This is a genomic window from Parvimonas sp. D2 (genome assembly GCF_035282635.1).
In the GTDB taxonomy this organism is placed as follows: Bacteria; Bacillota; Clostridia; order Tissierellales; family Peptoniphilaceae; genus Parvimonas.
Window position 1 is genome coordinate 1 of the sequence record NZ_JAYKBO010000003.1, and the last position, 26,794, is coordinate 26,794.

Below are 26,794 nucleotides of genomic sequence, written 5' to 3' on the forward strand. Positions count from 1 at the left end.
TTATCAGCGGAGTCTTTAACATAAGTTGTATGTTTTGGAATCTTATCCTTTATTACAACCTTTTGTTCTTTTCCAGTAGTATTCTTGTAAGTAACCTTGTAAAGTAGTTCTTGACCAGCCTTTACTTCTTTACCATCGATACTTGTCTTATCGTCTTTACTGTCAAAAACATTTTTTACTGGCTTTGTAGGTGTTGGGTTTGTTGTTTCATTTGTATCATAATCATTATGTCCATCAACCACATTTGCTTTATTAAGAATCTTTTCACCATTTACATTTTCATCAACTTTTACCTTGAATGTAACTGTTAAAGAATCACCATTTTCTACATCTTTAACCCATTTAATAGTTCCACCATTATCTACACCATCATTATCTGCAGAAACAAATGTTGTATGTTCTGGAATCTTATCAGTAATAGTTACAGTTTGTTTTGTTCCTGTAGTATTTTTGTAAGTAACCTTATAAAGTAGTTCTTGACCTGCTTTTACTTCTTTACCATCGATACTTGTTTTATCATCTTTACTATCAAAAACGTCTTTTACTGGTTTTGTTGATGTTGGATTGTGAGTCTTGTTTGTATCAGTTTCATTAAATCCATCTTTAACATGAGATATGTTGTCTATTGGATTACCATTAACATCGTCATTAACTTTTACTTTAAAACTAACTGTTAGAGAAGCTCCATTTTCAACTTCCTTAACCCATGTTATTACTCCACCGTTTTCTACACCATCATTATCTGCAGAAACAAATGTTGTATGTTCTGGAATTTTATCAGTTATTGTTACAGTTTGTTTTGTTCCTGTAGTATTCTTATAAGTAATATCATAACGCAATTCATCTCCTGCTTCTACAATCTTACCGTCAATACTAGTAGTATCACTACCTTTAAAAACATCTTTTTTAGGTTCAGTTGGAGTATAAACAGTAACTGGTTTAGATTTAACAGTATAATCATTATTTATAGTCAAATCAAAATCATTATCATATTTTGTTCCTTCTTTTGTTACTTTACCAGTAATAATAGGAGCAGATATTTTTATTTCTTTATTTAAATCAGCATTAATTGTATTTAAATATTCTGCTTTTGCAGTAAATGTAATTTCATTAGTGTCCTTATCATAATTTACATCATAGTTAGAACTTGCTTGTTTTGTACCATCTAAATCAACTTCATATCCTGATGGAAGCTTATCCTTAAATGAAAGTGATTCAAGCTTTTTATGTCCAGCTGGTAAATTTGCAACATTTAATACAAATTTAACAACAGAATTTGTAGCAACAGTTTTATTATTTATATCAGCATCACTTTGATTAAGAACTTTCTTTTCAACCGGTGGTTGATAGAAAAATACATCATAATGATATTTAGCTTCTACTTTTGGACATTTTGGTTCAGTTGGAGGTGTTGGTTTTGTAGGTTCCATTGGTTTTATTGGAATACCTTTAGCTTTAATTTTTGAGTTAAGAGCAAACCAAATATTACCACAATAATTAGATGACATTTCATAATTAACTGTCTTACCTTTTGCCCTTCCAACAATTGCTCCATACCAACTAAGTTTAGAAGTTTCAGTATCCCATTGACCAGTTGTATACTTAGAGCCATCTTCTATATTTGCATTACTAGTATTAGCATAAGCAGAGCCACTATGATTTTTAATACTAGAACCATTTATTTCTAGTAATTCTCCATTGAAATTTCCAACTTTTTCAATAGCATTTTTATAATTTGGTAAAACTTTTGGAGTATGTCCCTTATTAAGAGATGCAAAACTCAATAATCCGCCTGTTAAATCTACAGGTTTATCATTTTCATCAAATAGTTGAAAATTAACCCCAATAGTAGTATTCCCAAAAAAGTCTGTGTACCAAATTGTTGCAGTAGGATCTTGTTTGATAATAACAGGAACTTTATTTGGTAATGGTGATGTTGATTTCAAAGTATAAGTAAATACAGCCTTTGTAATTTTTACACCATTCATATAAGATTTTTGAAGATTAGTATAAGTTACTGTTACAGGTTTTCCCTTTTCCAAAATCACTCTGGAATCACCAGCAACTAAAGGAGTTGAAGTACCTTTAAGTCCTTTATTTAATGCATCAAAATACGCATATCCCCAATGTCCTTCTTTATATCCCCAAGATCTAACAGTAGAGTCAAATTCACTTTGTGAATATACCTTTGATCCTGAAATACTCATCTTAGCTTGAGGCTCAGAAGAAAACTTTAAGTTTTGAGATACTGGTTGAGATAAATAACCATCTTCCTTATTATGCTTTTTCAACTCTTCCATTGACTTGTTATAAGCCTCTAAATCCTTATCATATTGTTCCTTCGATTTGTTATATCTTTCTAAGGCTTCGTCATATTTCTTCTTTTCTGCCTCATAAGCTTGAGTATCTTTGTTACATTTTTCAATTGCTTCTTTAGCTTTTTTTAGCTCTTGTATTTGTTGAGCATAATCAGCCTTAACTTCAGCCACTTTAGCATCTACATCTGCTTTTGTCTTCACAGTTCCCTTTTCTTCAGTAGGAGTCTGTGTAGGATTTACTCCCAAATCCTTAAGTTCTTTTACAGCTTTATCCAATTCAGTATGATCAGCATTTATTTCTAAACCCTTATCTGGATCAGCTGCATGAACTTGAGATGCAATTGGCATAAGCAATGCGAATATAGTAAGTATAGATACCAATTTATTAATGATTTCCCTTTTCTTCACTATCCATTTCTCCTTTCAATAACAAATATTAATTTTTTACATCAAAAAAATTTAATATTAGAATACAAAAGTCCTCCAAAAAATTAATATTCCTATTTTTCTAATATTTTTAAAAATCATATTTTTAAAGAAATCTTTTCACTATATTTTATCATATTTTTTAATTTAAGTCCATAATTTTTTTCAACAAATGTTTAATTTTTTTGTCATAATGCAATTAATTTTACATCAGAATTTGAATATATTATATTTTAATTACTGTATTTTGCGCTAAAAATTAAAAATTATTTAATTCAAAGTAACTCTTTTTTACTTAAGATTATTCCAATTATATATTTTAATATTATTCATAATCTCCTCTTAAATCATCTATAATTCTCCATCCATCACTTATATAATCTTTAATTTTAATTGGTATAATTGTACATAAAAATTGAGCTAAATTAGAATAAAATAAGAAGCAGATACACCAATATAATAATCCAGTCTTGTCAGTACAAAAGTTAAATAGATATATAATTATGAAAATAATTAAAATTAAGTTTACCAAAGGTCCTCCAGCACTAACCATAATTGAATTAAGTTTATTATATTTTTTATAATTGTAATAAATATGACCAGTTAGCATTTTTGGATAAATTGTAAATCTTCCAATTTCAAGTGATTTTTTCCCTTTTGATCCAATCTCAATTCTCCAATTATTCTCACGATAAAATATAAGATACATTATCAAATGACCCATCTCATGAAAAAATATTGATATAAATAATAGCCCCCACATAAATGGTATCATTAATATCCATTTAATTATAAACATTAGTACATCCATGATATTCTCCTTATATAAAATAAGCATCTCAATAATATAAATATTATTATGTCTAGCATTATAAGAAAACCTTTTTATTATATTTAAAATGTAATGCTTTTATCTATAAGTATATTGTATCAAATACATTTTTTATGTCAATAATTTTTTTGACTTCTTAATTTATACAATTAAATATATTAAAAATAGACTATTTCTTTTAAAAATTATTACCCACAAAAAAACTCCGCTAGTAAAACTAACGGAGTTGGTGCAGAAAAAGGGATTCGAACCCTCACAAGCTTTGCTCACTACCCCCTCAAGATAGCGTGTCTACCAGTTCCACCATTTCTGCATAATTCGGACTTAAAAAGCCCGTTACTAACCTAATCTATTCGGAAATACTTTACATTCCATTTTTTTTGCTGATGGACAAGCTGCACATCCGCCTAAAGCTGTCTCTCTCAACGTTTCAGGTAATGCATTTCCAACTTCATACATTGCTTGGACTACCTCATCAAAAGGCACTATACATTCAACCCCAGCAAGTGCAATATCACTTGCAACAAGAGCATTAATAGTTCCTGTTCCATTTCTTAATGCACAAGGAAATTCTACAAGCCCTGCTACTGGATCACAAACCAATCCCAATACAGAAAGCATTGCAAAGGATGAAGCTGTCAAAGATTGTTCTGGAGTTCCACCATGCAATTCAACTATTGCAGCTGCACTCATTGCCGCTGCTGCACCACATTCAGCTTGACACCCACCTTCAGCTCCAGAGATTGTTGCATTTGTTGCAATAATTCTCCCAATTGTTCCAGAAACTAAAAGTGCCATTAACATTTCATCATCAGTAAAATTATATTTATCTTGTATCCAAGAAAGACTTCCTGGTAAAATTCCTGCTCCACCAGCAGTTGGTGCTGCAACAATTTTTCCCATTCCTGCATTTACTTCTGAAGTTGAAAAACCTCTAGCAATTGCTGTAACCATAGACTCTCCTAAAATACTTTTTCCACTTTGTGCATATCTTAAAATTTTCTTTGCATTTCCCCCAGTTATTTTGAATGGATTGATTTTATCATTCGTTATAACATCAGATGCTGAAGCTTTCATTACTTCATAAGTTTCCCTAAGCATCTCTAAAAGTTCTTCCTCTGTTATACCCATTTCTTCTAGTTGATGTTCTAATGCAATTTCACTAATTTTTTTGTTTTTTTCTTTACATAATCGTAATAATTGTGCTCCTGAAGAAATCATATAACCTCCTATAATGGTTTTAAAATCATACATTCCAACATATCTGGTAGCTTACTTATTCTATAAATAGCCATTTCATCAATTCCACCATCAATTTCCATAATTGCTGATGCAACTCCCTCTTCTCTATTCATAACTAAACTACCTATGTTTATCTTATTTTCAGCTAAAATTGTACTAACTTGTGCAATCATTCCATATCTATCATTATATTTAAGGATTATTGTGTTATAAACTCCCCCAAATTTAACGTCAACCCCATTAATATTTGTAATTTCAATGGCTCCACCACCAATAGAAGATCCTATTACATAAAAGCTCTCTCCATTTGGATCAATAAATTCAGTTTTAACTGTATTTGGATGTGCAAATAACAAGTCCATAGGAACAAAGGAAAAATCTATACCTCTACTTTTAGCAATATTTAAAGAATCTCTTATTCTTTCATCATCAGTATCATAACCTAGTATTCCACCTACCAAAGCTCTATCAGTTCCATGACCTTGATATGTGTTTTTAAAACTACCATGTAAATGAAAAATTACTTTCTTTATATCTCTTGCATAAATAATTTTCGAAATTCGTCCAAGCCTACAAGCTCCTGCAGTATGAGAACTTGAAGGCCCAATCATTATAGGACCAATAACGTCAAAAAGTCCATAGTTTTTCATTATTTTTTCACAACTCCTTCAAAATTATTAAACAAGTCTCCTTGTCTAAAATTATTTTTCTCCATTTTTTCTAAAATTTCATCTCTAATTTTCCACCAACTCGTATTCCAATTACAAAATAAACTGTTTTCTTCAGGAACACGACCAAGCAGTCTTTGTAAAACTATTTTTTTATCTAAATTTCTTAAAAAAGAAATAACTAAGTCAATAAATTTTTCCTTACTTATTAATTCTATTTCACCTTTTGAATACATTTCTCCTAAAACTGTATTTTTTACAATATAGAGTGAATGTAATTTTACCTCTTCAACTTTTAGAGCAGATAAAATTTTTGCAGACTCTACCATATCCAATTCATCATCCCAAGGAAGTCCAACGATGATATGAGTACAAACTCTAAACCCAAATTTATGAATTAAATTAACAGCATTTATAAATTCAGCCAAAGTATGACCTCTGTTGAGTTTTATCAAAGTTCTATAATTTACAGTCTGTAATCCCAATTCAAAGTCTATCTCTAAATTTCTGTTCTTTTGAAAATTCTTTAAAAATAACAATTGCTCTTCTAAAATACAGTCTGGTCTTGTTGACAGAGAAATCCCAATTATGTCCTCATCAACAATACTATCTTCAATCATCTTTTTAAAATCTTCCATTCCAAGATATGTGTTAGTAAAATTTTGAAAATAGACAATAAATTTTTTTGCATTATACTTTTTTGAAATATAAGACTTATTTCTCAAAACTTGTTCTTCTACTGACATGGAAATATTACAATTTTCAAAAGAACCGCCTTCTTCTCCACAAAAAATACAACCACCTGTTGCAATGTTACCATCTCTATTTGGACAGCTCAAATTCAATTTAACAGGTAGTTTATAAACTTTTTCTCCATAAATATCTTTAAGATATTTTGAATAGGTTCTGTAAAAATCTTCCTCTAACATTATAATTCCTTCAATGCTTCTAAAACTTTTATTGCATGGTCTTTAGCTTTTACATTTCTAAATTCTTTTAAAATATTTCCCTTGTCATCCAAAATAAATGTAGATCTAACAGTTCCCATATACTCCTTACCACACATTTTCTTTAGTTTCCAAACATCAAAATACTCTTGTATAGAAATATCTTCATCAGAAACCAATTCAACAGTTAAATTATGTTTTTCAATAAATTTCTTGTGGCTAGCAAGAGAATCTTTACTAACTCCAATAACAACTGCATTTAACTTTTCAAATTCATCTTTAAGTTCGCTAAATTGAATAGCTTCCAAAGTACAACCTGAAGTATTATCCTTTGGATAAAAATATAATACTATCTTCTTTCCTTTAAACTTATCTAAAGAAAATTCACCATTTATTCCATTAAACTTTAAATTACAAGCCATTTTTTTCTCCTATAACATCCTTAAATAATTTCTTCAACTCGAAATATACCCCATCCTCGTTGTTTGTAAATTCAGTAACATTATTTGTCAAAGATTTTAGTTCATCAATTCCATTTTTCATTGCAAAACCAATTCCTGAATTTTTAATCATTGATTTATCATTAAATTCATCACCGAAAGATACTACATCTGAAAGTTCAATATTCTTACTCTTAAGATAATTAGTTATAGCAACCCATTTATCAGCTTTTTCAGATTGAAATTCCAAAACTTTTTTTCCATTTGGAATCATATACCTATTTTTAACCAAACTATTTTCATCTTTAAATAATCCATAAAATTCATCAATCTTTTCTTTTTGATCCAAGAAAGCTATACATAAAACAGTTTCTAAAGATTTCATATCAACTTGGCTGAAATACCTAATACTATCTGTGGCAATCTTTTTATCTACAATATTTTCTTCAAAATGACTTTTCTTAGGTTGCCCATCTTTAATCGCAAGATGATAACCATCGACAAAAGAATCTACATAAACATAAGGATTCATTCCACAATCTAGAGCCTTATTATAAACTTCCAAAAACTTAGAATTATTTACATATTCAACATTTACTAATTTACTGGATTCCTTAAATCTACTCATTGCTCCATTATTTGCACAGACCATTATATCTCTTTTTAAAGGTTGTAAAAAGCCTGATGCCATATAAAAATGTCTACCTGTAGCAATCACAACCTCAATACCATTTCCTATTAAATTGTCCAATAAAGTAAAACTACGAGGAGATATTTTTTTGTCATCATCTAACAAAGTTCCATCTAAATCTAAACAAACTGCTTTTAACATAAACACCTCTTTCAAAAAAATAAAGTGCCGATAACGGCACCTTATAGACTTTAATCCTATTCGTCGTCTTCTTCAACTAAAGCGTCAAATGCATCAGAAACCTTATTGAATTCTTCATCATCTTCGATTTCTTCAACTTCATATTCTCCGTCTTCTTTTTCTATATATTTGCAAAGTAATATACTTCCGTCTTCTTGACTTTGAAGAGCCATATATTCTTTTTCTTCAACTTCAAAAACTCCTATAACTTCAAAAGTTTCTTCTTTTCCATCTTCATTTTCAAAAACTAATAACTCAGCTTCCATTTCTTCTTCGCAACCGCAACCACAGCCACATCCACAGCCTTTGTTTTCTTCCATTTTGTATGTCCTCCTTAAAATTTTTTAAAATCTTAAATTTTAAATTGATAAAATATATTTCTCACAAAATTATGAAATATATATCTACAATAATGATACCACATTTTTAAGAAAAAGCATAGCTTTTAATTAAAATTTTAAAAATTTTTCATTAATTTCTCTCTAATCTTACATTTCCAGCTTTTGATTTTAAACTAATCTTTACAGAGTTAACTCCAGATCTATTTTTATTAAAATCTTTATCTACTGATATATTCCCTACCTTTGACTCTAAATCCAAATCATAATTTACATTTTCATTATACACTAAAGAACATTTTATATTTCCAGCCTTATTTTCAACCTTTAAAAATTGAGATATTTCAACATTTGAAAAATTTACATTTCCAGCTTTCTGCTCAACTTTACATAAATGAAATTTAGAATTTGTAAACTCAATATTACCCGCTTTGTTCTCAGAAGTAAAATAATTAGAATTATTTACATTATCCAAATAAATATTCCCAGCTGAATTTAATAATTCTATATTTTCTGTCTTTAAATTTTTTAACTTACAAGTTCCACTTTTTAAATTAAGTCTTATATTTCTAAAATTGACATCAGAAATATCCACTTTTCCACTAAAATTACTAAAACTTAAATTTTCCAATTCACTTTCTGAAAGATATAGAATAAAAGAGTTATCAGAAACTTTTCCATTAATCAGAAAATTTTTAAAAACATTTAGATTAAGTTTAATACCAAAAGAAAAAGATTTCTCTTTTTGTAAACTTTGAATAAATAATTTCTCGTCATCTAATTTAATACTATAATCTTCTTCATTTTCATATAAATACTCAACATAATTTTTCCCATTTTCTGATTTTCTAATTTCAAAATTAGAATTAAAAAACTCGACTTCAACAGAAGAAATTTTATCTAAATCTTTAGTATATTTATTTATTTTTTTATTCTTATACATATTATAGCTATCTATATCTGCGTCTGCCAAATAACCTAACCCTCCTGTTTGCATTCCTGAAAACAAAAATACAAAACCTAAAATTAGCATTAAAATAGAAAATTTAAATACTTTTTTATTCATATATCTCACCTCTTTTTCTTGAAATAAAAGAAATAGACTTCTTAAATAAATAAATCAAAAAATCAACTGTGAATTTCCCAGCAATAAACAACAATCCAGTTATTCCCAAAACAATCAAACCACTACCAAGTAAAATTATTCCTCCAGAAACAGATGAACTAAAAATTGTAATTATTCCTACAACAGCTAGCTTAATTGTTATCAATATCCCCGCAAAAGCAAAAGAAAAAGAAGCTAAAACTAGTGATATACAAACTATAAAAAACGAAAAAGTTATTGCAATTGCGGCAATTGTAAGAGGAATGCCTATAGGAGCCGCAAAAATGCAGAGAACTGCAATTAAAAAAGTTCTTGAGATTCTATTTTCTCCAAAGTGAAAAAATTTATCCTTACTTTCTCCCTTTGAAATATTTTCATTCAATAATTTTGATAGAATTTCACTTGCAGCAACGCTTGGAGATCCTAATTCTCTAATTAAATCTTGTTCTCCTTCAACACCAACTTCATCAAAATATTCTTCAAAATAATTCATAGTATCATCATAATCTTTTTTGGGTAATTTTTTCAAATATTTTGAAAGCTCTCTAAGATATTCTTCTCTATTCATCAGACAATCCTCCTATAATTATTTTGTCAATTTCATCTCTATAACCAATCCACTCTGACTTTAAAAACTTAAGTTGTGTTTTTCCACTCGATGTAATTCTATAATATTTTCTCTTTCTTCCGTTAAACTCTCCGTCATATGTTGTCAAAAACTCATTTTGCTCCAATTTTTTTAAAATTGGATAAAGAGTTGATTCCTTTATATCTGAAATTTTTTTGACGCTCTGACTAATTTCATAACCATAAGAATCTTTAACATCTATAATTGATAAAATTAAACACTCAATTAACAATGCTGAAATTGGATAATACATATTTCACCTCGATTTAAATTATTAATATATAATTTTTATATATATAAAATTTATATATATAATTTATTTATATATTATCATAAAAAAAATATTTTGTAAATACATTTTTAAAAATTTTTTATTAACAATTTTTTATTGTGAAACAACAAGGTTCCCGGCTACCCTCCCGATGCATAGCATCGTGGAAGGGTGGGGTTCTTATTGTAAAAAATAGAATTCTAAAATATCAATTTTATTACAATTGTAGTGAAAAGATATTTTTGAATAATATTATTTGTATTCTTTTATAACTGGAAGATTTATTACTGAAAAATGTTATTATGAGACATCAAATGATAATTAAAAAAGAAAAGAGCTTTTTATAAAATTGTGGATAAGTTGAATAACTTGTGGATAAGTGGATATTTTGACCTTTATTTTGTGGATAACTTTTATAAAAATGTGGGATAACTTTTAATTTTTTATAGGAAATCGGGAAAAAATTGTTTATTTTAACATTATCAATAAGAACCCCACAACTCCACGATGCTTTGCAATAAAAAAGTTTATCAAATATAAATCTGATAAACTCTTTTAAATAATAGAATTATAAACTAAAAACAAAATATTTTTTTAATTAATTATTTTTTACTTTTAAACATTCTTAGATAAAGAATATAAACTATATATCCAAATCCTGCAATTGCTGCTAAATAAACAAGAATAGATATATATAGCATTACTGTTGATAAATGTCTTAAAGCTGACTTTAAAAGCAATCCAGCTACTACAACAACAACATTTGCACCTATAAAGTATAAATTCTTAGTAAGTTTAAAGAAGTCATTCTTCTTATCAAGAACAATACTTTTATAAATCATAACAAGAATTAATACAATTGATAAGAAAACTAAGAAGTGAGAAAAATCTCTAAGATTAGCAACTGTTCTTAAACTTGAATACTTAGAAGCAGCTTTTGTTATTCCAGATAAATAATTTTCTGTACTACTTCCTCCTCTACCAAGACTACCTACACTTATAAGTTTTATAACCATATAAAGTAAATCAAGTACAAAAACTACTGAAATACCACACATTATATATTCTAACAAATTCTTTTTAGAAATAAACTTGTCAAAGCTTTCTTTCACATCAACTTGAGATTCTTCACCTTCATTAGAATTAGCATTACTTTCAACAGTTTTTTCTTCAACAATCTTTTCTTCTTCTATTTTTTCTTCAACAACTTTTTCTTCAGCGTCATTTACTTCAACAGATTCTTTAATAGTTTCTTGTTCTTTAATTTCTTCAACTGGATTTTCTTCATGTTTTTCTTCTAAGTTTTCCTTAGTTTCAAAATCATCATTTTTTAAATTATCCATAATATCCCTCCTTAAAAATAAATTATATAATTGCATTCATTATACTATTTTATTATACTATTATATAAAAACTTTTGCAAGTAATTGTATAAAATGGATACTAAAAAAGCTGTTGCAATTTGCAACAGCATTTTTTATACTTGTTTAGCTATTATATCCTTAACTTTCATAAGTCTTGTAATAGTAGCCCTTTCATTTTCATCTAATTTCATTCTAATGAATTTAATTGTTTCTTCCAAATCAGGAATTGTTCTATACTCAAGAGCATTTACCCTTCTACGAGTCTTTTCAATTTCATCTGCCATTAATTGACAAGCTTTTTCAACTTCTGCAAGTTCTAATAGCTTATCCATTACTGAATGTAATTCTAAAATCGCATCGTCAAGTTCAGAAGAAGTTTGAGCATAACCATAAGGGAATATTGCTCCACTTGATTCTGTTCTGTCAAATTTCATTTTAGGAATATTTACACTCATTACATTTTTTGTTTCAATGGCAACGGATACCTGTTCTTTTGGAAACGCCACAGCTTGTTCCAAAAATTCAGGACTCATAACAGCACTCGCTAAAAGAAAAGATTTAAATGAGTTTGAGAGTTCTTCTTCAACTTCAAGACGAAGTTTTTTGTTTTTTCTAATCATTTCAATAAATCTTCTCATAAGTTCATCTTGTTTATCTTTAAGAAGTTTATGACCTCTTTTAGCAGTTACAAGTCTTCCTTTGAGATTAGAAAGAGCCATACGTGTAGGATTTACATTTAGCTTTGCCATCTATATCTCCCCTTTATTCTGTCTTTCCTAAATATTTATCAATATATTCCTCTCTAATTCTCTTAAGTTCTGTTCTTGGAACTATACTTAATAATTCCCAACCTAAGTTTAAAGTTTCTTCTATCGTTCTGTTAGTATCATATCCTTGGTCAACATATTTCTTATCAAAAGCGTCTGCGAATTTTGCAAAAGCCTTATCTGCTTCTGACAATGCTGATTCACCCAAGATTACTGCCAATTCACGAGCCTCTCTACCTGATGCATAACCAGCATAGATTTGGTTCATTGTATCTGCATGATCTTCTCTTGTCTTTCCTTTACCGATACCTTTATCCTTAAGTCTTGATAATGAAGGAATTACAAAAATTGGAGGTTGAATACCTTGTTTATATAATTCCCTTGAAAGAATAATTTGTCCTTCTGTTATATATCCTGTAAGGTCAGGTATTGGATGGGTGATGTCATCTTCCGGCATTGTTAAAATAGGAATTTGTGTAATGGATCCCGGTCTACCTTTAAGTCTTCCTGCTCTTTCATAAATTGTTGAAAGGTCAGTATATAGATATCCCGGATAGCCACGACGTCCCGGAACTTCTTTTCTTGCTGCAGATACTTCACGAAGTGCTTCCGCATAATTTGTAAGGTCAGTTAAGATTACCAAAACATGCATTCCCTTTTCAAATGCTAAATATTCTGCACAAGTAAGAGCCATACGAGGTGTTGCAATTCTTTCGATTGCAGGGTCATTTGCAAGGTTCATGAATAATACTGCTCTATCTATCGCACCAGTTTTTGTAAAGTCGTCAATGAAAAATTGAGCTTCTTCAAAAGTAATTCCCATCGCTCCAAATACTACGGCAAATTTTTCTCCACTACCAAGTACTTTTGCTTGTCTGGCAATTTGCGCAGCTACATTGTTATGTGGAAGACCTGAACCTGAGAATATAGGTAATTTTTGTCCTCTAACTAATGTATTAAGTCCATCTATTGTAGAAATACCTGTTTGAATAAATTCTGAAGGATAATCTCTTGATACAGGATTGATTGGAGATCCGTTAATATCAATCTTCATTTCAGGAATAATTTTTGGCCCCTTATCGATAGGATTACCAAGGCCGTCGAAAATTCTTCCTATCATATCTTCAGAAACTCCAAGTTCAAGAGGATGACCTAAAAATCTACAAGATGTATCTCTTAAGTTAATTCCTGCTGAACCTTCAAACAATTGAACCATTGCTTTGTCCCCATCAATTTCAAGAACTTTCCCTCTTCTCTTTTCTCCGTTTTGAACTCTAACTTCAACTAATTCTTCGTATTTAACACCTTCAACACCTTCAACAACCATCAAAGGTCCTACTACTTCTTTTACTGTCTTATACTCTTTAAGCATTAGAGTTACCTCCTTCGCTTATTAATTTTTCTATGTCAGCTTTAACTGTTTCGAATAATTCATCAAACTTTTCCAATTCATTTTCAGAAATATTTTTACTTCTTGTTATTCCTTCACGAGATTCAATCTTCAAAATTTCATCAAGATATACTCCTGCATCTAAAGCTTTTTTTGCTTCATCATAGAAACCTAAAATAAGATTTAACATTTTGAATTGTTTTGGAAGAGAACAATAAGTATCAACTTCGTGGAAAGCATTTTGTTGTAAGAAGTCTTCTCTTAAAGACTTAGCAACTTCTAGCTTTAATTGATCCGTTTCTGAAAGTGAATCTCTACCTACAAGACGAACAACTTCTTGCAAATTTGATTCTTCTTGTAAAAGTGCCATTGATTGTATTCTATGTGCAGAGAATTTTCTATCAATACTTTCATCCATAAATTTATCCATCTTATCTTGATATAATGAATAAGAATTCAACCAGTTAATAGCAGGGAAATGTCTTCTATAAGATAATGCATAGTCAAGTCCCCAGAATACTTTTACAATTCTAAGAGTAGCTTGTGAAACTGGTTCAGAAATATCTCCACCAGGAGGAGAAACTGCACCAATTACTGTTAAAGCACCTTCTCTATCTTCACCTAGACATTTTACATAACCAGCTCTTTCATAGAAGTCTGCAACTCTGGATGCAAGATATGCTGGATATCCTTCATCACCAGGCATTTCTTCAAGACGACCGGACATTTCACGAAGTGCTTCTGCCCAACGAGAAGTTGAGTCAGCCATAAGTGCAACTGAATATCCCATGTCTCTAAAGTATTCTCCGATAGTAATACCTGTATAGATTGAAGCTTCACGAGCAGCAACCGGCATATTTGAAGTATTAGCTATAAGAACTGTTCTTTTCATAAGTGATTGACCAGTCTTAGGGTCTAAAATTTCAGGGAATTCCATAAGAACATCTGTCATTTCGTTTCCACGTTCTCCACAACCTACATAAACTACAATTTCTGCATCTGCCCATTTAGCAAGTTGGTGTTGAACTACTGTTTTTCCTGAACCAAAAGGTCCTGGAATCGCTGCAGCTCCACCTTTTGCAACTGGGAAAAATGTATCAATGATTCTTTGACCTGTTACAAGTGGTCTAATTGGATCCAATTTTCTTGAATATGGACGGCCACGACGTACTGGCCATTTTTGAATCATATTTAATTCTTTAATTCCATCATCAGTTTCTATTTTACAAATTATTTCATCAACTGTATGATAACCAGGTAAAATTTCAACAATTTTACCACTTACAGCTGGAGGAACCATAATCTTATGTGAAACAACTGTTGTTTCTTGAACTGTTCCGATTATATTTCCTTCTGAAACTTCATCACCAACATTTACTGTTGGAACAAAATCCCATCTTTTTTCTCTATCTAAAGGTGATACACTTACTCCTCTTAAAAGGAAATCTCCTGCTTTCGCTTGTAAAGCTTCAAGAGGTCTTTGTATACCGTCAAACATTTGTTCTAACATTCCAGGTCCAAGTTCAATAGAAAGTGGACTACCTGTTGAATAAACATCATCTCCAGGTCCAATACCTGTAGTTTCTTCATAAACTTGAATTGAGGCTCTATCACCTCTCATTTCTATAATTTCTCCAATGAGCTTATTATCAGAAACTTCAACAACATCATATACGTTCGCGTCTTCCATTCCTTCTGCTACTACAAGAGGTCCGGAAACTTTAATAACTTTACCGACTTTCAATATAAGCCCTCGCTTTCTATAATATATTTGATCCAACAGCTTTTTCAACATTCTTGTTGATATTTTCTAAGCCTATATTCAAACTACCCCTGTTGCTAGGTATTAAAATTACTGCTGGAATAACTTCATTGTTATATCTTTGAATAGTTTCGGGAATATCTTTTGCCAATTGCTCAGTAATATAAATAATCCCATATCCTTCTTTTGCTAGTTTGTCAATAATTCTTCTGGCATCATTGCCTTCGATTGCAGTAAAAACATGAACTCCAAGAGCTCTAAAGGCAAGAACAGAATCCTTATCGCCAATTACAGCTATTTTATACATAAACTTCACGCAACCTTTCCTTTATAAATTCAGGAGATAAACCATTGACTTTTCCTACTAAAATAAGTCTTAAATTTTTAATTTCCAATTCTTTAGCAAAAAGAAAACTAAAAATAACTTCAGCTCCATAGTGGATTGATTTAGTTTTTCTTACTATTTCAATTAAATAATCATCCATATTTTTTTCAAAACTATTAAGAGAACTAGTATTCCTATATTCATCTACTATTTTTGCTAGAACTCTACCAATCTTATATGACTTAAGCTTAATTGGTAAAACTTCTATATCATCGTAGAACATATCTAAAATCCTTTCAGTTTCGATATCTCCACCTTTTATTAAAACTTTTTCCAAAGTTTCTTTTACTTGATTTTGTTTTCTACATCTTATAAAAGTTCTCAGATTAATAAAATCAATCATTGCTCTAAAATATTCAGAAATCATATCAAGTTTAAATTCTTCCGCTAAGCTCAAAACTTTTTCAAAGTACTTTTTATCTATAAAAATGTCAATATCTTGAGGGTCTTTTGTTTTATCATAAAATTCTAAACATTCCTTAAAATCTTTTGACAATCCCTCATCATTTTTTAAGGCTAATTCTCTGAATGTTTCAATACTACTTTCATCTAACATACAATACATTGAGTCAAACTTTTCTTTTAAAATATGTTCTTTTACCAAAACTTTTAGATTATGATAATTATATTTGCAAGAAAGTATCTCAACCAAAGACTTATCAGGAGAAATTTCCATAACATCTCTGTATGTTTTGTTTAAAACATCGGATAAAACTTCTTCATAATTTTCAGGCCTATCCAACTTAGAAATTTCGCTTGAATAAGAAGTTTCATTAAGTAGCTTAATAGCATCTTCAAGACTTTTTGCATCCGCCAGCCTTTGAAGTTGTTGTTTAGTAAGGAGTTTTTTCTCAGCATAACGAATTCTAACACTTGATTGGATAAAATCTTCTCTATCCATAATACACCTCCTATTAACTAAATAATCTAATCGCTACTTCTTTCTCTAAGTCTTCCTTTTGTAAATCTATTAGACTTGAAAATTCATTATTTAATATTATTTTTCCATTCTTTAATGAAAATCCACTTTCAACAGTTTCATCTGCTACTTTAATTCCAAATAGTTTTTCTCCTGCAAGTTTCTTTTCACTTTCAGTAAGAATAATTTCACTATCTTCTTTAACATCTAAAATCTTTAGTGAATTTTCAACAAATTTTAAATAATCTTCATGATTTAATGTTTTTAATTTTTCTTTAGTTAGTTCAAAAACTTTATTTATCATTTCTTGTTTTGCAACTAAAATCATATCTCTTGCTGTTAAACTTGAGTTTGAAATTATTCTATCTTTTGATTGTGCGCCCTCTACTTTTGCCTTTTCAATGATCTTATCAGCATCTTTTTGAGCTTCACTTTCTGTTTTTCCAACAAGATCCGCAACTTCACTTTTAGCATCTTCTACTATTTTTTTAGATTCATTTTTAGCATCTTGAAGGATTTCATCTATAATATTGTCCAAATTAGACATTCAATCACATCCTTTTTAAATTATTTAATGCTTATTAACTGAATGAAATGCTTGAAAGTAATAAGAATGACATTGCAAATGCTAAGATAGCGTAAGTTTCAACCATTACTGCAAGGATAATACCTTTAGTTTGATGTTCTTCGTTTTTAGCTAAGATATTAATACCAGCAACGGCAACTCTTGCTTGATAGTAAGCTGATTTTAATCCTACAATACCAACAGGTAGAGAAACCATAACATAATATAAACCTTCAACTAAGCTCATATCAACTCTTAATTTGAACATTATGAAAAGACCAATTACGAATCCGTAAAGACCTTGTGTACCTGGTAATAATTGTAATACCATCGCTTTACCAAATTTTTCAGGTTCATCAATAACTAATCCAGCAGCAGCTTCCCCTGCCATTTGAACACCTCTTGCAGAGCCAATTCCTGCTAATAATACAGCAAGAGCTGCCCCTAATATACCAAATACAACTCCACCATTTTGTGCTAATACAGCCATAAAATCTTTCATTACAAAATCTCCTTTTCGTTTGTTTTTTTATTTTTTATTTTAGATTTATTTTACTTCTATATATTTGTTATCACTTCTAAATTTCTTAAATGCCTTTCCGCCACCTTCATAGAATTTACTAAAGAATTCTACATACATAAGTCTTGAAGTATGAACATAAGCTGATAAGAAACTTAAGAATATATTAAACATTTGAGCAAATATAAAAATTATTACTCCGAAAATTATTCCTACAATTCCTCCACTTACAAGCATTTTTACAATTATATTGATTGCTACTGCAATAAACCCACCTGCAAGTCCAAGAGCCATAAGTCTAAGGTATGAAACAAAATCTCCTATATAAGATGTTATTCCATAAAGTGAATACAATCCACCAGCAATTCTTCCAGCGATACTTTTTGAATCTCTAGCTCCAAAAGCTATGATTCCTAACATACCAACTATCATTCCATAAAATGCTATTGTATTTACAATACTTGGCAAAGTTACTACCTTCCCAACAATAACTAAAATAACAGTTGTTAAAGTTAAGTACCAAAGGAATACATCGTAGAATGCATCCATAGGCTTTCCGTTCTTTATTAAAACATAAGCTTTCATTCCTAAGCCAAAAGCTAAATGTACTCCACCAAATGCTAAAGACAACATCAAAACTTTCATAAAATCTTTTGATGAGTCCAGTATTTGAGTTGGTAAAGTAATCAAATCTCCGAAAGCTGATCCGTAAATCAATCCCCATATCATAGTTGAAAAACTAAGTGCAAAGAAAAATTTTAAGAATTTTTTTGTTGAATCTTTAAATTTGAATACTTTTAAAGCTATTCCTGAGCCTATACATAAAATTAATCCATAAGCAAAGTCTGCAACCATCATTCCGAAGAAAATCCAATAAAATATTGATAATATAAATGTTGGATCTACTTCATCATACTTTGGAAGAGCATACATATTTGTAACTGATTCAAAAAGTGATGCTATCTTATTATTCTTTAGGATAATAGGAACATTAGGATCATCCTTTTTTGCATCTTCAATTTCCAAATATATCTTTGATGCAGAAACTTTTTCAAGTAAAGCTTTAAAATTTGTTTCTTTATCTGCCGGTATATAGCCTTGAATAATGTCTAGCTTATCCGTAGCTTTAAAATTAGAAACAACTGTATTTCTAAGAGCTAAATTTTGATAATACTCATAAACACTTTGCATCTTTTGAATATTAACAGTAAATTTTTTAATTTCCTCAGTCAGCTTAGAATTATCATCTTCTAATATTTTCTTCTCAGCTTCCAACTTCTCAATCTCTTCAGAAACAACACCTTTAAATTCAAGATTAACTTCAGAAAAACCATTTAATCTTAAGTTTTCAAGAGCCATTTCTTTTTCTAACTCATTAGTGAAGATAATACAATATGAATTTTTCCCTACTATATCTACTTCTTCAAAATAAGTAAATTTCAAATCTACAGTAGATGTCTTAAATTTTTCAAGATTCTTAGTCGGTAAATATCCCATAATGAATTTTGATTTTTTAAATGAATTCAAGTCGTCAATAGGTTCTTTAATAGATTTCCATGGTGATAATTCTTTAATTGTATTATCTATAACTGTTAATCTTTGATTATTTGAATCTACCTTTTTACTTATTTCACTCAAAATATTAAAATCTGGAATGTAATCATAAGAACTAGCTTCTTTTTCAAGTTCACTAAATGTATAAACAACGGGACCTTTTTTCAAAGCGGATAAACCTTTTTCCTTTTCGACAAATCTCCCCACATAATCAATCATCCATTTAATTCTTGTGGATTCTTCAATATAATTATTATCTATAGTAGATACTTCCACATCTTTAAGATAATCAAATTGTTCAATAGAGTCAGATTTTGAAAAGTTTACATAACCAAATCTTTGAAGTTCTTCTAACAATCGCTTTCTTTCGGCTTCAAAAGCAAATAAAGTGAATTTCTTCATCTTAACTATTGCCATTTACACTCACAATCCTCTCTACTATTGAATTAACCACAGATTCTAACTTTTTATCGTCAACAGATTTAATATGCTCAACTTCTCTTTTAGCTTTTTCAATAACAGGTTTTGCCAACATTTCACCTTCATTGATTAATCCGAATTTGATTTCATCAGCTTTTTTATTCGCTTCACTTATAACTTTATCAGAAATTTCAGTACATTCTTTTCCTGAAGTTTTTTTCAAATTCGTAGCTTCAAGTTTAGCTGCATCAACTAAAGATTTTGCTTCCAATTCTGCCTCTTTAACTCTGTTTATAGCATCAGTAGTCATTTCATCACCTCCTAATTTTAAATAGAATTTTAAATTAAAATTTACAAAATAACATTTTCATGATAAATGTATAAAATTTATGTAATTTAAAACACTAAGTTTTCTATTACGTTAAAATAAAGTAACGACATTTTCAAAAACAAAAAAATCTCCCCCATTTTAATCGTAAGATTATTATAAACTTTTTTTTTCATTTTTTCAAGCACTTTTTTTATAAAAAACCTTCCTAATTTATAAAAAAATTCGCTTTAATTTACTAGATTAAATATATTATAAAAATCAATTAAAGTCAATGATAATTATAAAAGAAATATGTTAAATAAATGCTCAAATTTCAAGAAAAACGATAACTTTTACGACAGAATTTCATTTTCTTTTTCAGCATAAAAATTTTTTATTTATAACAATATAAAATCTCTATTTTTTTGATCTACTTAACATATGAGAAATAACTAATAATGGATGATGAAATAGAATTCTAGGTCCTGAAAATTTCATGATTTGTTTTATTTTTTCTTTCATTTTTGGACTATAACATGGATTTTTACAATTTGAACAAAAAGTTTTCGTATCCATATATTTACAATTATCAATTCTTTTTAAAGAATAATCTAAAATCTCCTTACATTCATCACAAAGGTCTTGATTTTTATGATTCTTTTTGCAATACAATTTCACCATTTCAGTTATTACTTTTTTCTCTCTATCTCTTTTCTTTTCAATACTTTTTTCCATATCTTTATTCTTCAAATTCTATAATTTGCCTTTCGACATCAACTTTTGCATTTACTCCAAAAGGAATGATACATCTTGGAGTACTATGTCCAACATTTATATTATATACAATTGACAAATCTTGATTTTTTATTTCATCAAGAAGAATTTGTTTATACTCTTCATAATATTCTTCGTTTTGTGGTTTTCCTATAATCAAACCTGAAATAACATCAAATATTTCATATTCTTGAAGTTTAACAATCATCTTTCTAAATAACTCAGGTTTAGGCCTTTCTTCGCTAGTTTCAAGAAGCAAGATTTTATTTTTCCACTCGTCTAAACTTGGAAATAATTCATATTTTTTACATAGATATACTGTATCTTCATATCTTGTGTTATCAAAAATATCAAATAAAGTATTTATGCATCCTCCCAATATTTTACCTTCAAATTTTGCATTTCCTCTTAATAATTCAAATCCTCTATTATGATGTTCTTCCATAGAAATTCCAATACTTTTTTCACTAAAATCTTCCCTCTCGTTATACCAAACATCGCTAGGATAAATTTCTTTAATTTTCCCGTTATTAATCAATTCTTCAAAAAAATGCTTTGAATATTGTAGCATTTCATTTGACAATTCACAAACATCGGGTAAAAATGCCTGTCCATAGAATGTTTTTATTCCTACTTTATTGAGCATTAAATGATTAATTGTAGTATCTGAAAAGCCTAAAAATATCTTTTGCTTTGCTACTTTTTCTAATTCATTATTTTCAAACAAATAAGGCAATAATCTATAAGTATCATCTCCACCTATCGCACATAATATCATATCTATTGAATCATCTTTAAAAGCTTTTATTAAATCTTTCGCCCTTTCTTTAGGATTATTTTTTATAAATTCAATACCCTTTTTTGAATTAGGTAAAAATTCAACTTCAATTCCATATTCTTTTAGTCTTTCAATTCCAATTTTAACTTCATGAGCAACAAAATCTTCTCCCAATACACCACTGGATAAACTTACTATTCCTATTTTTCTTACTTTCATATATTCCTCCATAGAAAAAATCAGCTAAAGAACCGACCAAATGGTCGGTTATAAAGCCGATTATTTTAAATTTATTCTATTTACACTTTTTTCAATTAAGTTTACGATATAATATCCCTTTGTATCTCCTTGTCTTGGAAGAGTTGTACTACCGGGATTTAAAACAGTTATTCCATCAACTCTTTCTCTTAAATGAACATGAGTATGTCCGAAAAGAGCATAATCCGCCCCAACTTCTTTAGCTTTTTCAACTATTTTATCAATTCCATTGTCAACATCATAATTATGCCCATGAGTTAAAAAGAATTTTTTTCTTCTAATTTCTAAAACTAATTCTTCTGGAATATCTTTTGAATTTTTATCACAATTTCCTGAAACTGCATAAATCTCCATTCCAGTTATCTGTTCTATTTTCTTTGCATCTTCTGCATCATCTCCAAGATGAAGAACTATATCAACCTTATTTCTTTGTAAACTGTATGCTACAGGAAGTACAATTCCATGAGTATCACTAACAATTGCTACTATCATATCTATCACCTAAAATATTTTTTAAATCTTCTAATGCTCTTTTTCTATGACTAAATTTATTTTTTTCTTCGGAACTGATTTCAGCCAAAGTCTTTTCCATATTTTCAGGAATAAAAATCTTGTCATATCCAAAGCCGTTTTCTCCTCTTTCAACTTCTGAAATAGTTCCTTTTAAAATTCCCTTTGCAATAAATTCTTTTCCATTTTCATCAACAAAGACAATTACTGTTTTAAAATATGCGCTTCTATCGGACTTTCCTTCAAGATTTCTTAAAAGCTTCTCTCTATTTGCTTCACTATTTCCATGTTCTCCTGCATATCTTGCAGATAGCACTCCTGGTTCTCCATTTAAAGCATTTACAAAAAGTCCCGTATCGTCTGCTAAAACGGCAAAAGGACAATATTCTCTTAGTTTTTCAGCTTTTAGTTTTGAATTTTCCTCAAGTGTATCATAAATTTCTTCAAATTCTTCATTTACACCTAATTCGCTTTTTGTTACTATTTCAAAATCATATTTACTTAAAATCGCAAGCATTTCCTTGACTTTATTTTTGTTATCCGTAGATAGAGCTACCTTTTTCATTAAACTAACCTTTCTAAAATCAATTCATTGAATTTTTGCGGATTACCCTTGCCTTTTGAAGCCTTCATACATTGTCCCATCAAAAATCCTAATGCTCTGTCTTTTCCATTTTTATAGTCCTCTATTGAAGATGGATTATTTTTTAGAACTTCTTCAACTATTTCAATCAATGCACCATCATCTGAAATTTGAATTAATCCTCTTTCTTCAACAACTTTTAGTGGATCAAAGTCTCCTTTTTCAAATAATTCTCTAAGAAGTTTTTTTCCGACATTTGCATTTATCTTATTTTCTTTAACCAATTTTAAAAGACTTGCAAAAGATTCAATATTTAAAGGAATTTCTTCAAATTCGATTTCCAAATCTTTAACTCTTCTTAAAACATCAGAAAGCAACCAGTTTGAAACAAGAGTTGCATCATCAACTTTTTTAACTACTCTTTCAAAATATTCAGATAAATATTTATTTTGAGTTAATACATTTGCATCATATTCTGAAAGTTTGTATTCATTTAAAAATCTATTTTTCTTATTCTTTGGAAGCTCTGGCATTTTTTCATTAATGGCTTCAACAAAGTCTTTTTCAAGTTTGATATATGGAATATCAGGCTCAACACTAAATCTATAATCATTTCCCTCTTCTTTATGACGCATAATTATAGTTTCAAGCTTTGATTCATCCCAACGTCTTGTCTCTTTTTCACCAACAATATTATTCTTAACATTTTCTATATGTCTTTTTTGTTCATATTCCATAGCACGAAGTGCAGCCTTAAATGAATTTAGATTTTTAATTTCAGTAATTTTTGTCTTAAATCCACTTTCTTCATCAACAACATTTAAGTTTACATCACAACGAAGTGAGCCTTCTTCCATTTTAACATCTGAAATTCCAAGATATTTTATAGTTTCTTTTAAATTTGTCAAAAAGGCAATAGCCTCTTCAGGACTGTTCATATCAGGTTCAGATACAATTTCAATTAATGGAACTCCCGCTCTGTTATAGTCCATTAGAGTATGTCCATTTTCATTATGAATTGACTTTCCTGTATCTTCTTCAATATGAATTCTTTGTAATCTAAGTTTCTTCACTCCATTTTCAGTTTCAATTTCTATATATCCATTTTTACAGATAGGAGTTCTCTCTTGAGTTATTTGATAACCCTTAACCAAGTCTGGATAAAAATATTTTTTTCTATCCATTTTCATGTCCATAGAAATTTCACAATTAAAAGCATTACCTGCCATTATTGCATATTCAATCGCTCTTTTATTTATTCTTGGAAGAGTTCCTGGATGTCCTAAACAAATTGGACAAACATTAGTATTTGGAGGACAACCATATTCATTTTTACAACCACAGAACATTTTTGTATCAGTTTGTAACTCAACGTGAATTTCAAGTCCTATTATTGTTTTTAAACTCATATTAAAGCCCCCTTTCAAAATTCATTGCAAGATTTAATAATCTTTCATCATCAAATCTCTTACCTATAAATTGAACACTTCCACCAATTTTTTTAAGATTTAAAGGAATTGATATAGCTGGAAGCCCTGCAAAATTCACAGGTACATTAAAAGTATCACCAGCATAAGATTTTAAAGCATTATCCTTTTCAGCTCCAATCTTGCTTGGCAGACAAGTTGTTGTAGGAGTTAAAATAAAATCATATTCTGCAAGTACTTTATTAACTTCTTTACTTATCAAATCTCTAACTTCCAAGCCTTTTTTATAAAGAATTTGATTGTTTGAGCTTGCAAGATAGAAAGTTCCCATTGCAATTCTTCTTTGAACTTCTTCTCCAAAACCTTCACTTCTAGTATTTGTAAAAAGTTCTCTTGTTGAGTCGTAATTTTCAGTTCTATATCCATATCTGATACCGTCAAATCTTGACATATTACTTGAAACTTCAGAACTCATAATAACATTATACACATTTGTAGAATGTTTAATATATTTAAAGTCTACTTCTTCAATTATAGCTCCTTGATTTTTTAAATTTTCAATCGCCTTTTTATAATCTTTTAAAATAATTTCATCAATTTCATAATTTTCAATATTAGAAACTGTTGCAATTTTAATACCCTTTAAAGAAAAATCTTTATCTTCTTTAATATCTAAAGCATCTCTCATTGTAACTGCATCCATTTTATCCAAACCGCCAATTGTATTTAAAACAGGCAAAATTGATTTAACATCACTTGATAAAATTCCTACTTGATCTAAACTACTTGCCATAGAAACAACTCCATATCTTGAAATCATTCCATAAGTAGGTTTATATCCTACACAAGCACAAAAAGATGCAGGATTTCTAACAGAACCGCCTGTATCGGATCCCAAACTAATCATAGCAAGGTCAGCACTTACACTACTTGCAGAACCTGAGGATGAACCACCGGGAATTAAACTTTCGTCAAGTGGATTTTTTGTTGCTCCAAAATAAGAAGTCTCGCCTGAACCACCCATTGCAAATTCATCCATATTAACTTTTCCTAGAATAACAGCGTCTTCTTCCAAAAGTCTATCAATAATTGTAGCATTAAAAATTGGAGAATAATTTTCCAAAATTTTTGAACCACAAGTATTTTTATATCCTTTAACTAAAATATTATCTTTAACGGAAACTGAAACTCCAAAAAGAGAGCCCAATTTTTCTTTATTTTTTAATTTATTATTTAAAAATTCAACTCTTTCCATAATTTTTTCTTTAGAAAAATCAAGAAAAATATTCAAATCTTTTTTATCTTCAATTCTCTTTATAACATCAGTATAAAATGAAATCAAATCCACCTTACCACTGATAAAATCTTCTCTTATACTTAAAATATCCATTATTTCACAACCCTTTGTAATCTAAAATATCCATACTCTTTGTCACTTGCATTCAAAAGTGCATCTTCCCTTGAAATACTTTCTTCAACAACATCTTCTCTCAAAGGACTGTTATGTTCAACAACAATTTCTAGTGCTTCACAATCTGAAGTATCAAGTTCCATAATTTCATTGGCAAAAACTAAAACATCGTCAAACTTTTTAGCAATGGAATCGAGTTCTTCTTCTTTTACATTCAAGTTTGCAAGATAATAAATTTTCTTTACTTCTTCCTTACTAACCATAAAAATCTCCTATCTAAAATATTAATTATCAAGTATAATTTTAACATATTTTAATTAAAAAAACAAAAAAAGGCCGCTTTAAATCAGCCCTATATTCACAGCCTAATCAGAATATTTTAATTTCTTTTTAGTCATATTTATTTTCTTAATCTTTTTAAATTTTTGTTTATTAACTTTAGGTTCATCAGTTTTTTGAGTCATTTTTTTATATTCCGTTTTAAAATAATTCAAAATAGATTCAAAACTTTTATTTAAAACTTCATTATCTGATAAATTCAAATCCTCTAATGCTCTATCTATTAAATTTTCGTGGAATTCATCATGAATTTTTAAAATATCTCTAGCCTTATCAGTTATTTCAACTCTAACAACTCTTCTATCATCCTTATCTACATATTTTGTTAGATATCCTTTTTTTATAAGTCTGCTAGCATTAACTGAAAGGGTTCCCTTTGTAACTAACATAGCATCAGCAATATTACCTATTGTATTATTTTCAATTTTTGAAACATTTTCAAGTAAATGAACTTCATACATTGTCAAAGGCACACCTTTTTCTTTCATATATTTTTCTTGTATATACAGTATAAAATTAAATAAATCAACCAATAATTCATTTAATGTCTGTCTAGTTTTACATTCAGCCATTCTTAACCTCCCAATTTATATTAAAAGTATATAATAGTATTTTACTTTAGTCAATATAGAAAATCAATATAGTTGTATTTTTAATAAAATTTATATATAA

29 protein-coding genes and 1 tRNA gene are annotated in these 26,794 nt (G+C 29.0%); all 30 read right to left on the reverse strand.

What is annotated here, in order from left to right; translation table 11 throughout:
- On the reverse strand, positions 1-2,726 hold a 2,726-nt coding region (locus VJI77_RS04170), incomplete at its 3' end, for a GbpC/Spa domain-containing protein (protein ID WP_323988390.1).
- Between the two features lie 343 nt (positions 2,727-3,069).
- Entirely contained in the window at positions 3,070-3,555 is a 486-nt protein-coding gene (locus tag VJI77_RS04175; protein WP_323988391.1) for a site-2 protease family protein, read from the reverse strand.
- A gap of 248 nt (positions 3,556-3,803) precedes the next feature.
- Positions 3,804-3,889, reverse strand: a tRNA-Leu gene (locus tag VJI77_RS04180).
- A 26-nt stretch (positions 3,890-3,915) separates the two neighbouring features.
- Entirely contained in the window at positions 3,916-4,797 is an 882-nt protein-coding gene (gene sdaAA, locus VJI77_RS04185; protein WP_293441101.1) for an L-serine ammonia-lyase, iron-sulfur-dependent, subunit alpha, read from the reverse strand.
- Positions 4,798-4,805: 8 nt separating this feature from the next.
- Positions 4,806-5,468 carry an L-serine ammonia-lyase, iron-sulfur-dependent subunit beta gene (gene sdaAB / locus VJI77_RS04190; protein ID WP_293441099.1) on the reverse strand — a complete coding sequence of 221 codons (663 nt, stop codon included), beginning with the start codon at positions 5,466-5,468 and terminating at the stop codon, positions 4,806-4,808.
- Positions 5,468-6,415, reverse strand: coding sequence for a TIGR01212 family radical SAM protein (locus VJI77_RS04195; RefSeq protein ID WP_323988392.1), 948 nt, complete (start codon positions 6,413-6,415; stop codon positions 5,468-5,470). The genes sdaAB and VJI77_RS04195 overlap by 1 nt, the downstream gene beginning before the upstream one ends.
- Positions 6,415-6,855, reverse strand: a complete 441-nt coding sequence (locus tag VJI77_RS04200) for a peroxiredoxin (protein ID WP_009354702.1) — start codon at positions 6,853-6,855, stop codon at positions 6,415-6,417. Before VJI77_RS04200 ends, VJI77_RS04195 begins: the two co-directional genes overlap by 1 nt.
- Positions 6,845-7,705, reverse strand: a complete 861-nt coding sequence (locus tag VJI77_RS04205) for a Cof-type HAD-IIB family hydrolase (protein ID WP_009354405.1) — start codon at positions 7,703-7,705, stop codon at positions 6,845-6,847. The genes VJI77_RS04200 and VJI77_RS04205 overlap by 11 nt, the downstream gene beginning before the upstream one ends.
- Positions 7,706-7,761: 56 nt before the next feature.
- A complete protein-coding gene (locus tag VJI77_RS04210) occupies positions 7,762-8,064 on the reverse strand; it encodes a DUF1292 domain-containing protein (protein WP_009354519.1) in 303 nt (100 codons plus the stop codon).
- 151 nt (positions 8,065-8,215) lie between these two features.
- Positions 8,216-9,148: a DUF4097 family beta strand repeat-containing protein gene (locus VJI77_RS04215; protein ID WP_323988393.1), complete on the reverse strand. Its 933-nt coding sequence runs from the start codon at positions 9,146-9,148 to the stop codon at positions 8,216-8,218.
- The gene (locus tag VJI77_RS04220) at positions 9,141-9,755 is read right to left on the reverse strand and encodes a DUF1700 domain-containing protein (protein WP_323988394.1); all 615 of its coding nucleotides are present in this window, start codon (positions 9,753-9,755) and stop codon (positions 9,141-9,143) included. The genes VJI77_RS04215 and VJI77_RS04220 overlap by 8 nt, the downstream gene beginning before the upstream one ends.
- The gene (locus VJI77_RS04225; RefSeq protein WP_323988395.1) at positions 9,748-10,068 is read right to left on the reverse strand and encodes a PadR family transcriptional regulator; all 321 of its coding nucleotides are present in this window, start codon (positions 10,066-10,068) and stop codon (positions 9,748-9,750) included. Before VJI77_RS04225 ends, VJI77_RS04220 begins: the two co-directional genes overlap by 8 nt.
- A gap of 620 nt (positions 10,069-10,688) precedes the next feature.
- Positions 10,689-11,429 (reverse strand): hypothetical protein, encoded by a 741-nt coding sequence (locus tag VJI77_RS04230; RefSeq protein WP_323988396.1) that lies wholly within the window; start codon positions 11,427-11,429, stop codon positions 10,689-10,691.
- Between the two features lie 134 nt (positions 11,430-11,563).
- Entirely contained in the window at positions 11,564-12,199 is a 636-nt protein-coding gene (locus VJI77_RS04235; RefSeq protein WP_004832806.1) for a V-type ATP synthase subunit D, read from the reverse strand.
- Between the two features lie 13 nt (positions 12,200-12,212).
- On the reverse strand, positions 12,213-13,589 hold the full coding sequence (locus VJI77_RS04240) for a V-type ATP synthase subunit B (protein WP_041954576.1): 1,377 nt from the start codon (positions 13,587-13,589) through the stop codon (positions 12,213-12,215).
- Positions 13,582-15,351, reverse strand: coding sequence for a V-type ATP synthase subunit A (locus VJI77_RS04245; RefSeq protein ID WP_009354608.1), 1,770 nt, complete (start codon positions 15,349-15,351; stop codon positions 13,582-13,584). Before VJI77_RS04245 ends, VJI77_RS04240 begins: the two co-directional genes overlap by 8 nt.
- A 16-nt stretch (positions 15,352-15,367) precedes the next feature.
- The gene (locus VJI77_RS04250) at positions 15,368-15,676 is read right to left on the reverse strand and encodes a V-type ATP synthase subunit F (protein WP_004832801.1); all 309 of its coding nucleotides are present in this window, start codon (positions 15,674-15,676) and stop codon (positions 15,368-15,370) included.
- A complete protein-coding gene (locus VJI77_RS04255; protein WP_313961229.1) occupies positions 15,669-16,655 on the reverse strand; it encodes a V-type ATP synthase subunit C in 987 nt (328 codons plus the stop codon). Before VJI77_RS04255 ends, VJI77_RS04250 begins: the two co-directional genes overlap by 8 nt.
- A gap of 13 nt (positions 16,656-16,668) precedes the next feature.
- Positions 16,669-17,220 (reverse strand): V-type ATP synthase subunit E, encoded by a 552-nt coding sequence (locus VJI77_RS04260; protein ID WP_009355146.1) that lies wholly within the window; start codon positions 17,218-17,220, stop codon positions 16,669-16,671.
- 34 nt (positions 17,221-17,254) lie between these two features.
- On the reverse strand, positions 17,255-17,740 hold the full coding sequence (locus VJI77_RS04265; protein ID WP_009354363.1) for a V-type ATP synthase subunit K: 486 nt from the start codon (positions 17,738-17,740) through the stop codon (positions 17,255-17,257).
- Between the two features lie 45 nt (positions 17,741-17,785).
- A complete protein-coding gene (locus tag VJI77_RS04270) occupies positions 17,786-19,729 on the reverse strand; it encodes a V-type ATP synthase subunit I (RefSeq protein ID WP_323988397.1) in 1,944 nt (647 codons plus the stop codon).
- Positions 19,716-20,042 (reverse strand): hypothetical protein, encoded by a 327-nt coding sequence (locus tag VJI77_RS04275; RefSeq protein WP_009355052.1) that lies wholly within the window; start codon positions 20,040-20,042, stop codon positions 19,716-19,718. Before VJI77_RS04275 ends, VJI77_RS04270 begins: the two co-directional genes overlap by 14 nt.
- 417 nt (positions 20,043-20,459) lie before the next feature.
- A complete protein-coding gene (locus tag VJI77_RS04280; RefSeq protein WP_323988398.1) occupies positions 20,460-20,777 on the reverse strand; it encodes a nitrous oxide-stimulated promoter family protein in 318 nt (105 codons plus the stop codon).
- A 4-nt stretch (positions 20,778-20,781) separates the two neighbouring features.
- On the reverse strand, positions 20,782-21,813 hold the full coding sequence (locus tag VJI77_RS04285; RefSeq protein ID WP_323988400.1) for a S66 family peptidase: 1,032 nt from the start codon (positions 21,811-21,813) through the stop codon (positions 20,782-20,784).
- Between the two features lie 60 nt (positions 21,814-21,873).
- Positions 21,874-22,344, reverse strand: a complete 471-nt coding sequence (locus VJI77_RS04290) for a metallophosphoesterase family protein (protein ID WP_323988402.1) — start codon at positions 22,342-22,344, stop codon at positions 21,874-21,876.
- Positions 22,325-22,927, reverse strand: a complete 603-nt coding sequence (gene rdgB / locus VJI77_RS04295) for an RdgB/HAM1 family non-canonical purine NTP pyrophosphatase (RefSeq protein WP_323988403.1) — start codon at positions 22,925-22,927, stop codon at positions 22,325-22,327. The genes VJI77_RS04290 and rdgB overlap by 20 nt, the downstream gene beginning before the upstream one ends.
- The gene (gene gatB / locus VJI77_RS04300) at positions 22,927-24,354 is read right to left on the reverse strand and encodes an Asp-tRNA(Asn)/Glu-tRNA(Gln) amidotransferase subunit GatB (RefSeq protein ID WP_323988404.1); all 1,428 of its coding nucleotides are present in this window, start codon (positions 24,352-24,354) and stop codon (positions 22,927-22,929) included. Before gatB ends, rdgB begins: the two co-directional genes overlap by 1 nt.
- A gap of 1 nt (position 24,355) precedes the next feature.
- Complete coding sequence (gene gatA / locus VJI77_RS04305; protein WP_323988406.1) at positions 24,356-25,762, reverse strand: Asp-tRNA(Asn)/Glu-tRNA(Gln) amidotransferase subunit GatA; 1,407 nt, start codon at positions 25,760-25,762, stop codon at positions 24,356-24,358.
- Positions 25,762-26,046, reverse strand: a complete 285-nt coding sequence (gene gatC / locus VJI77_RS04310; RefSeq protein WP_009354885.1) for an Asp-tRNA(Asn)/Glu-tRNA(Gln) amidotransferase subunit GatC — start codon at positions 26,044-26,046, stop codon at positions 25,762-25,764. Before gatC ends, gatA begins: the two co-directional genes overlap by 1 nt.
- A 102-nt stretch (positions 26,047-26,148) precedes the next feature.
- Positions 26,149-26,694, reverse strand: a complete 546-nt coding sequence (locus VJI77_RS04315) for a MarR family winged helix-turn-helix transcriptional regulator (RefSeq protein ID WP_293439297.1) — start codon at positions 26,692-26,694, stop codon at positions 26,149-26,151.
- Positions 26,695-26,794 lie beyond the last annotated feature (100 nt).

Excerpts from the sequence above, each read along its gene's own strand:
- VJI77_RS04280 (WP_323988398.1), bottom strand. The coding sequence starts at position 20,777 with ATGGAAAAAAGTATTGAAAAGAAAAGAGATAGAGAGAAAAAAGTAATA.
- VJI77_RS04195 (WP_323988392.1), bottom strand. The coding sequence starts at position 6,415 with ATGTTAGAGGAAGATTTTTACAGAACCTATTCAAAATATCTTAAAGAT.
- VJI77_RS04315 (WP_293439297.1), bottom strand. The coding sequence starts at position 26,694 with ATGGCTGAATGTAAAACTAGACAGACATTAAATGAATTATTGGTTGAT.
- VJI77_RS04265 (WP_009354363.1), bottom strand. The coding sequence starts at position 17,740 with ATGAAAGATTTTATGGCTGTATTAGCACAAAATGGTGGAGTTGTATTT.
- gatB (WP_323988404.1), bottom strand. The coding sequence starts at position 24,354 with ATGAGTTTAAAAACAATAATAGGACTTGAAATTCACGTTGAGTTACAA.
- VJI77_RS04290 (WP_323988402.1), bottom strand. The coding sequence starts at position 22,344 with ATGATAGTAGCAATTGTTAGTGATACTCATGGAATTGTACTTCCTGTA.
- VJI77_RS04285 (WP_323988400.1), bottom strand. The coding sequence starts at position 21,813 with ATGAAAGTAAGAAAAATAGGAATAGTAAGTTTATCCAGTGGTGTATTG.
- gatC (WP_009354885.1), bottom strand. The coding sequence starts at position 26,046 with ATGGTTAGTAAGGAAGAAGTAAAGAAAATTTATTATCTTGCAAACTTG.
- gatA (WP_323988406.1), bottom strand. The coding sequence starts at position 25,762 with ATGGATATTTTAAGTATAAGAGAAGATTTTATCAGTGGTAAGGTGGAT.
- VJI77_RS04200 (WP_009354702.1), bottom strand. The coding sequence starts at position 6,855 with ATGGCTTGTAATTTAAAGTTTAATGGAATAAATGGTGAATTTTCTTTA.
- VJI77_RS04175 (WP_323988391.1), bottom strand. The coding sequence starts at position 3,555 with ATGGATGTACTAATGTTTATAATTAAATGGATATTAATGATACCATTT.
- VJI77_RS04215 (WP_323988393.1), bottom strand. The coding sequence starts at position 9,148 with ATGAATAAAAAAGTATTTAAATTTTCTATTTTAATGCTAATTTTAGGT.
- VJI77_RS04225 (WP_323988395.1), bottom strand. The coding sequence starts at position 10,068 with ATGTATTATCCAATTTCAGCATTGTTAATTGAGTGTTTAATTTTATCA.
- VJI77_RS04205 (WP_009354405.1), bottom strand. The coding sequence starts at position 7,705 with ATGTTAAAAGCAGTTTGTTTAGATTTAGATGGAACTTTGTTAGATGAT.
- VJI77_RS04260 (WP_009355146.1), bottom strand. The coding sequence starts at position 17,220 with ATGTCTAATTTGGACAATATTATAGATGAAATCCTTCAAGATGCTAAA.
- VJI77_RS04240 (WP_041954576.1), bottom strand. The coding sequence starts at position 13,589 with ATGCTTAAAGAGTATAAGACAGTAAAAGAAGTAGTAGGACCTTTGATG.
- VJI77_RS04210 (WP_009354519.1), bottom strand. The coding sequence starts at position 8,064 with ATGGAAGAAAACAAAGGCTGTGGATGTGGCTGTGGTTGCGGTTGCGAA.
- rdgB (WP_323988403.1), bottom strand. The coding sequence starts at position 22,927 with ATGAAAAAGGTAGCTCTATCTACGGATAACAAAAATAAAGTCAAGGAA.
- sdaAA (WP_293441101.1), bottom strand. The coding sequence starts at position 4,797 with ATGATTTCTTCAGGAGCACAATTATTACGATTATGTAAAGAAAAAAAC.
- VJI77_RS04235 (WP_004832806.1), bottom strand. The coding sequence starts at position 12,199 with ATGGCAAAGCTAAATGTAAATCCTACACGTATGGCTCTTTCTAATCTC.
- VJI77_RS04250 (WP_004832801.1), bottom strand. The coding sequence starts at position 15,676 with ATGTATAAAATAGCTGTAATTGGCGATAAGGATTCTGTTCTTGCCTTT.
- sdaAB (WP_293441099.1), bottom strand. The coding sequence starts at position 5,468 with ATGAAAAACTATGGACTTTTTGACGTTATTGGTCCTATAATGATTGGG.
- VJI77_RS04220 (WP_323988394.1), bottom strand. The coding sequence starts at position 9,755 with ATGAATAGAGAAGAATATCTTAGAGAGCTTTCAAAATATTTGAAAAAA.
- VJI77_RS04230 (WP_323988396.1), bottom strand. The coding sequence starts at position 11,429 with ATGGATAATTTAAAAAATGATGATTTTGAAACTAAGGAAAACTTAGAA.
- VJI77_RS04270 (WP_323988397.1), bottom strand. The coding sequence starts at position 19,729 with ATGGCAATAGTTAAGATGAAGAAATTCACTTTATTTGCTTTTGAAGCC.
- VJI77_RS04255 (WP_313961229.1), bottom strand. The coding sequence starts at position 16,655 with ATGGATAGAGAAGATTTTATCCAATCAAGTGTTAGAATTCGTTATGCT.
- VJI77_RS04275 (WP_009355052.1), bottom strand. The coding sequence starts at position 20,042 with ATGACTACTGATGCTATAAACAGAGTTAAAGAGGCAGAATTGGAAGCA.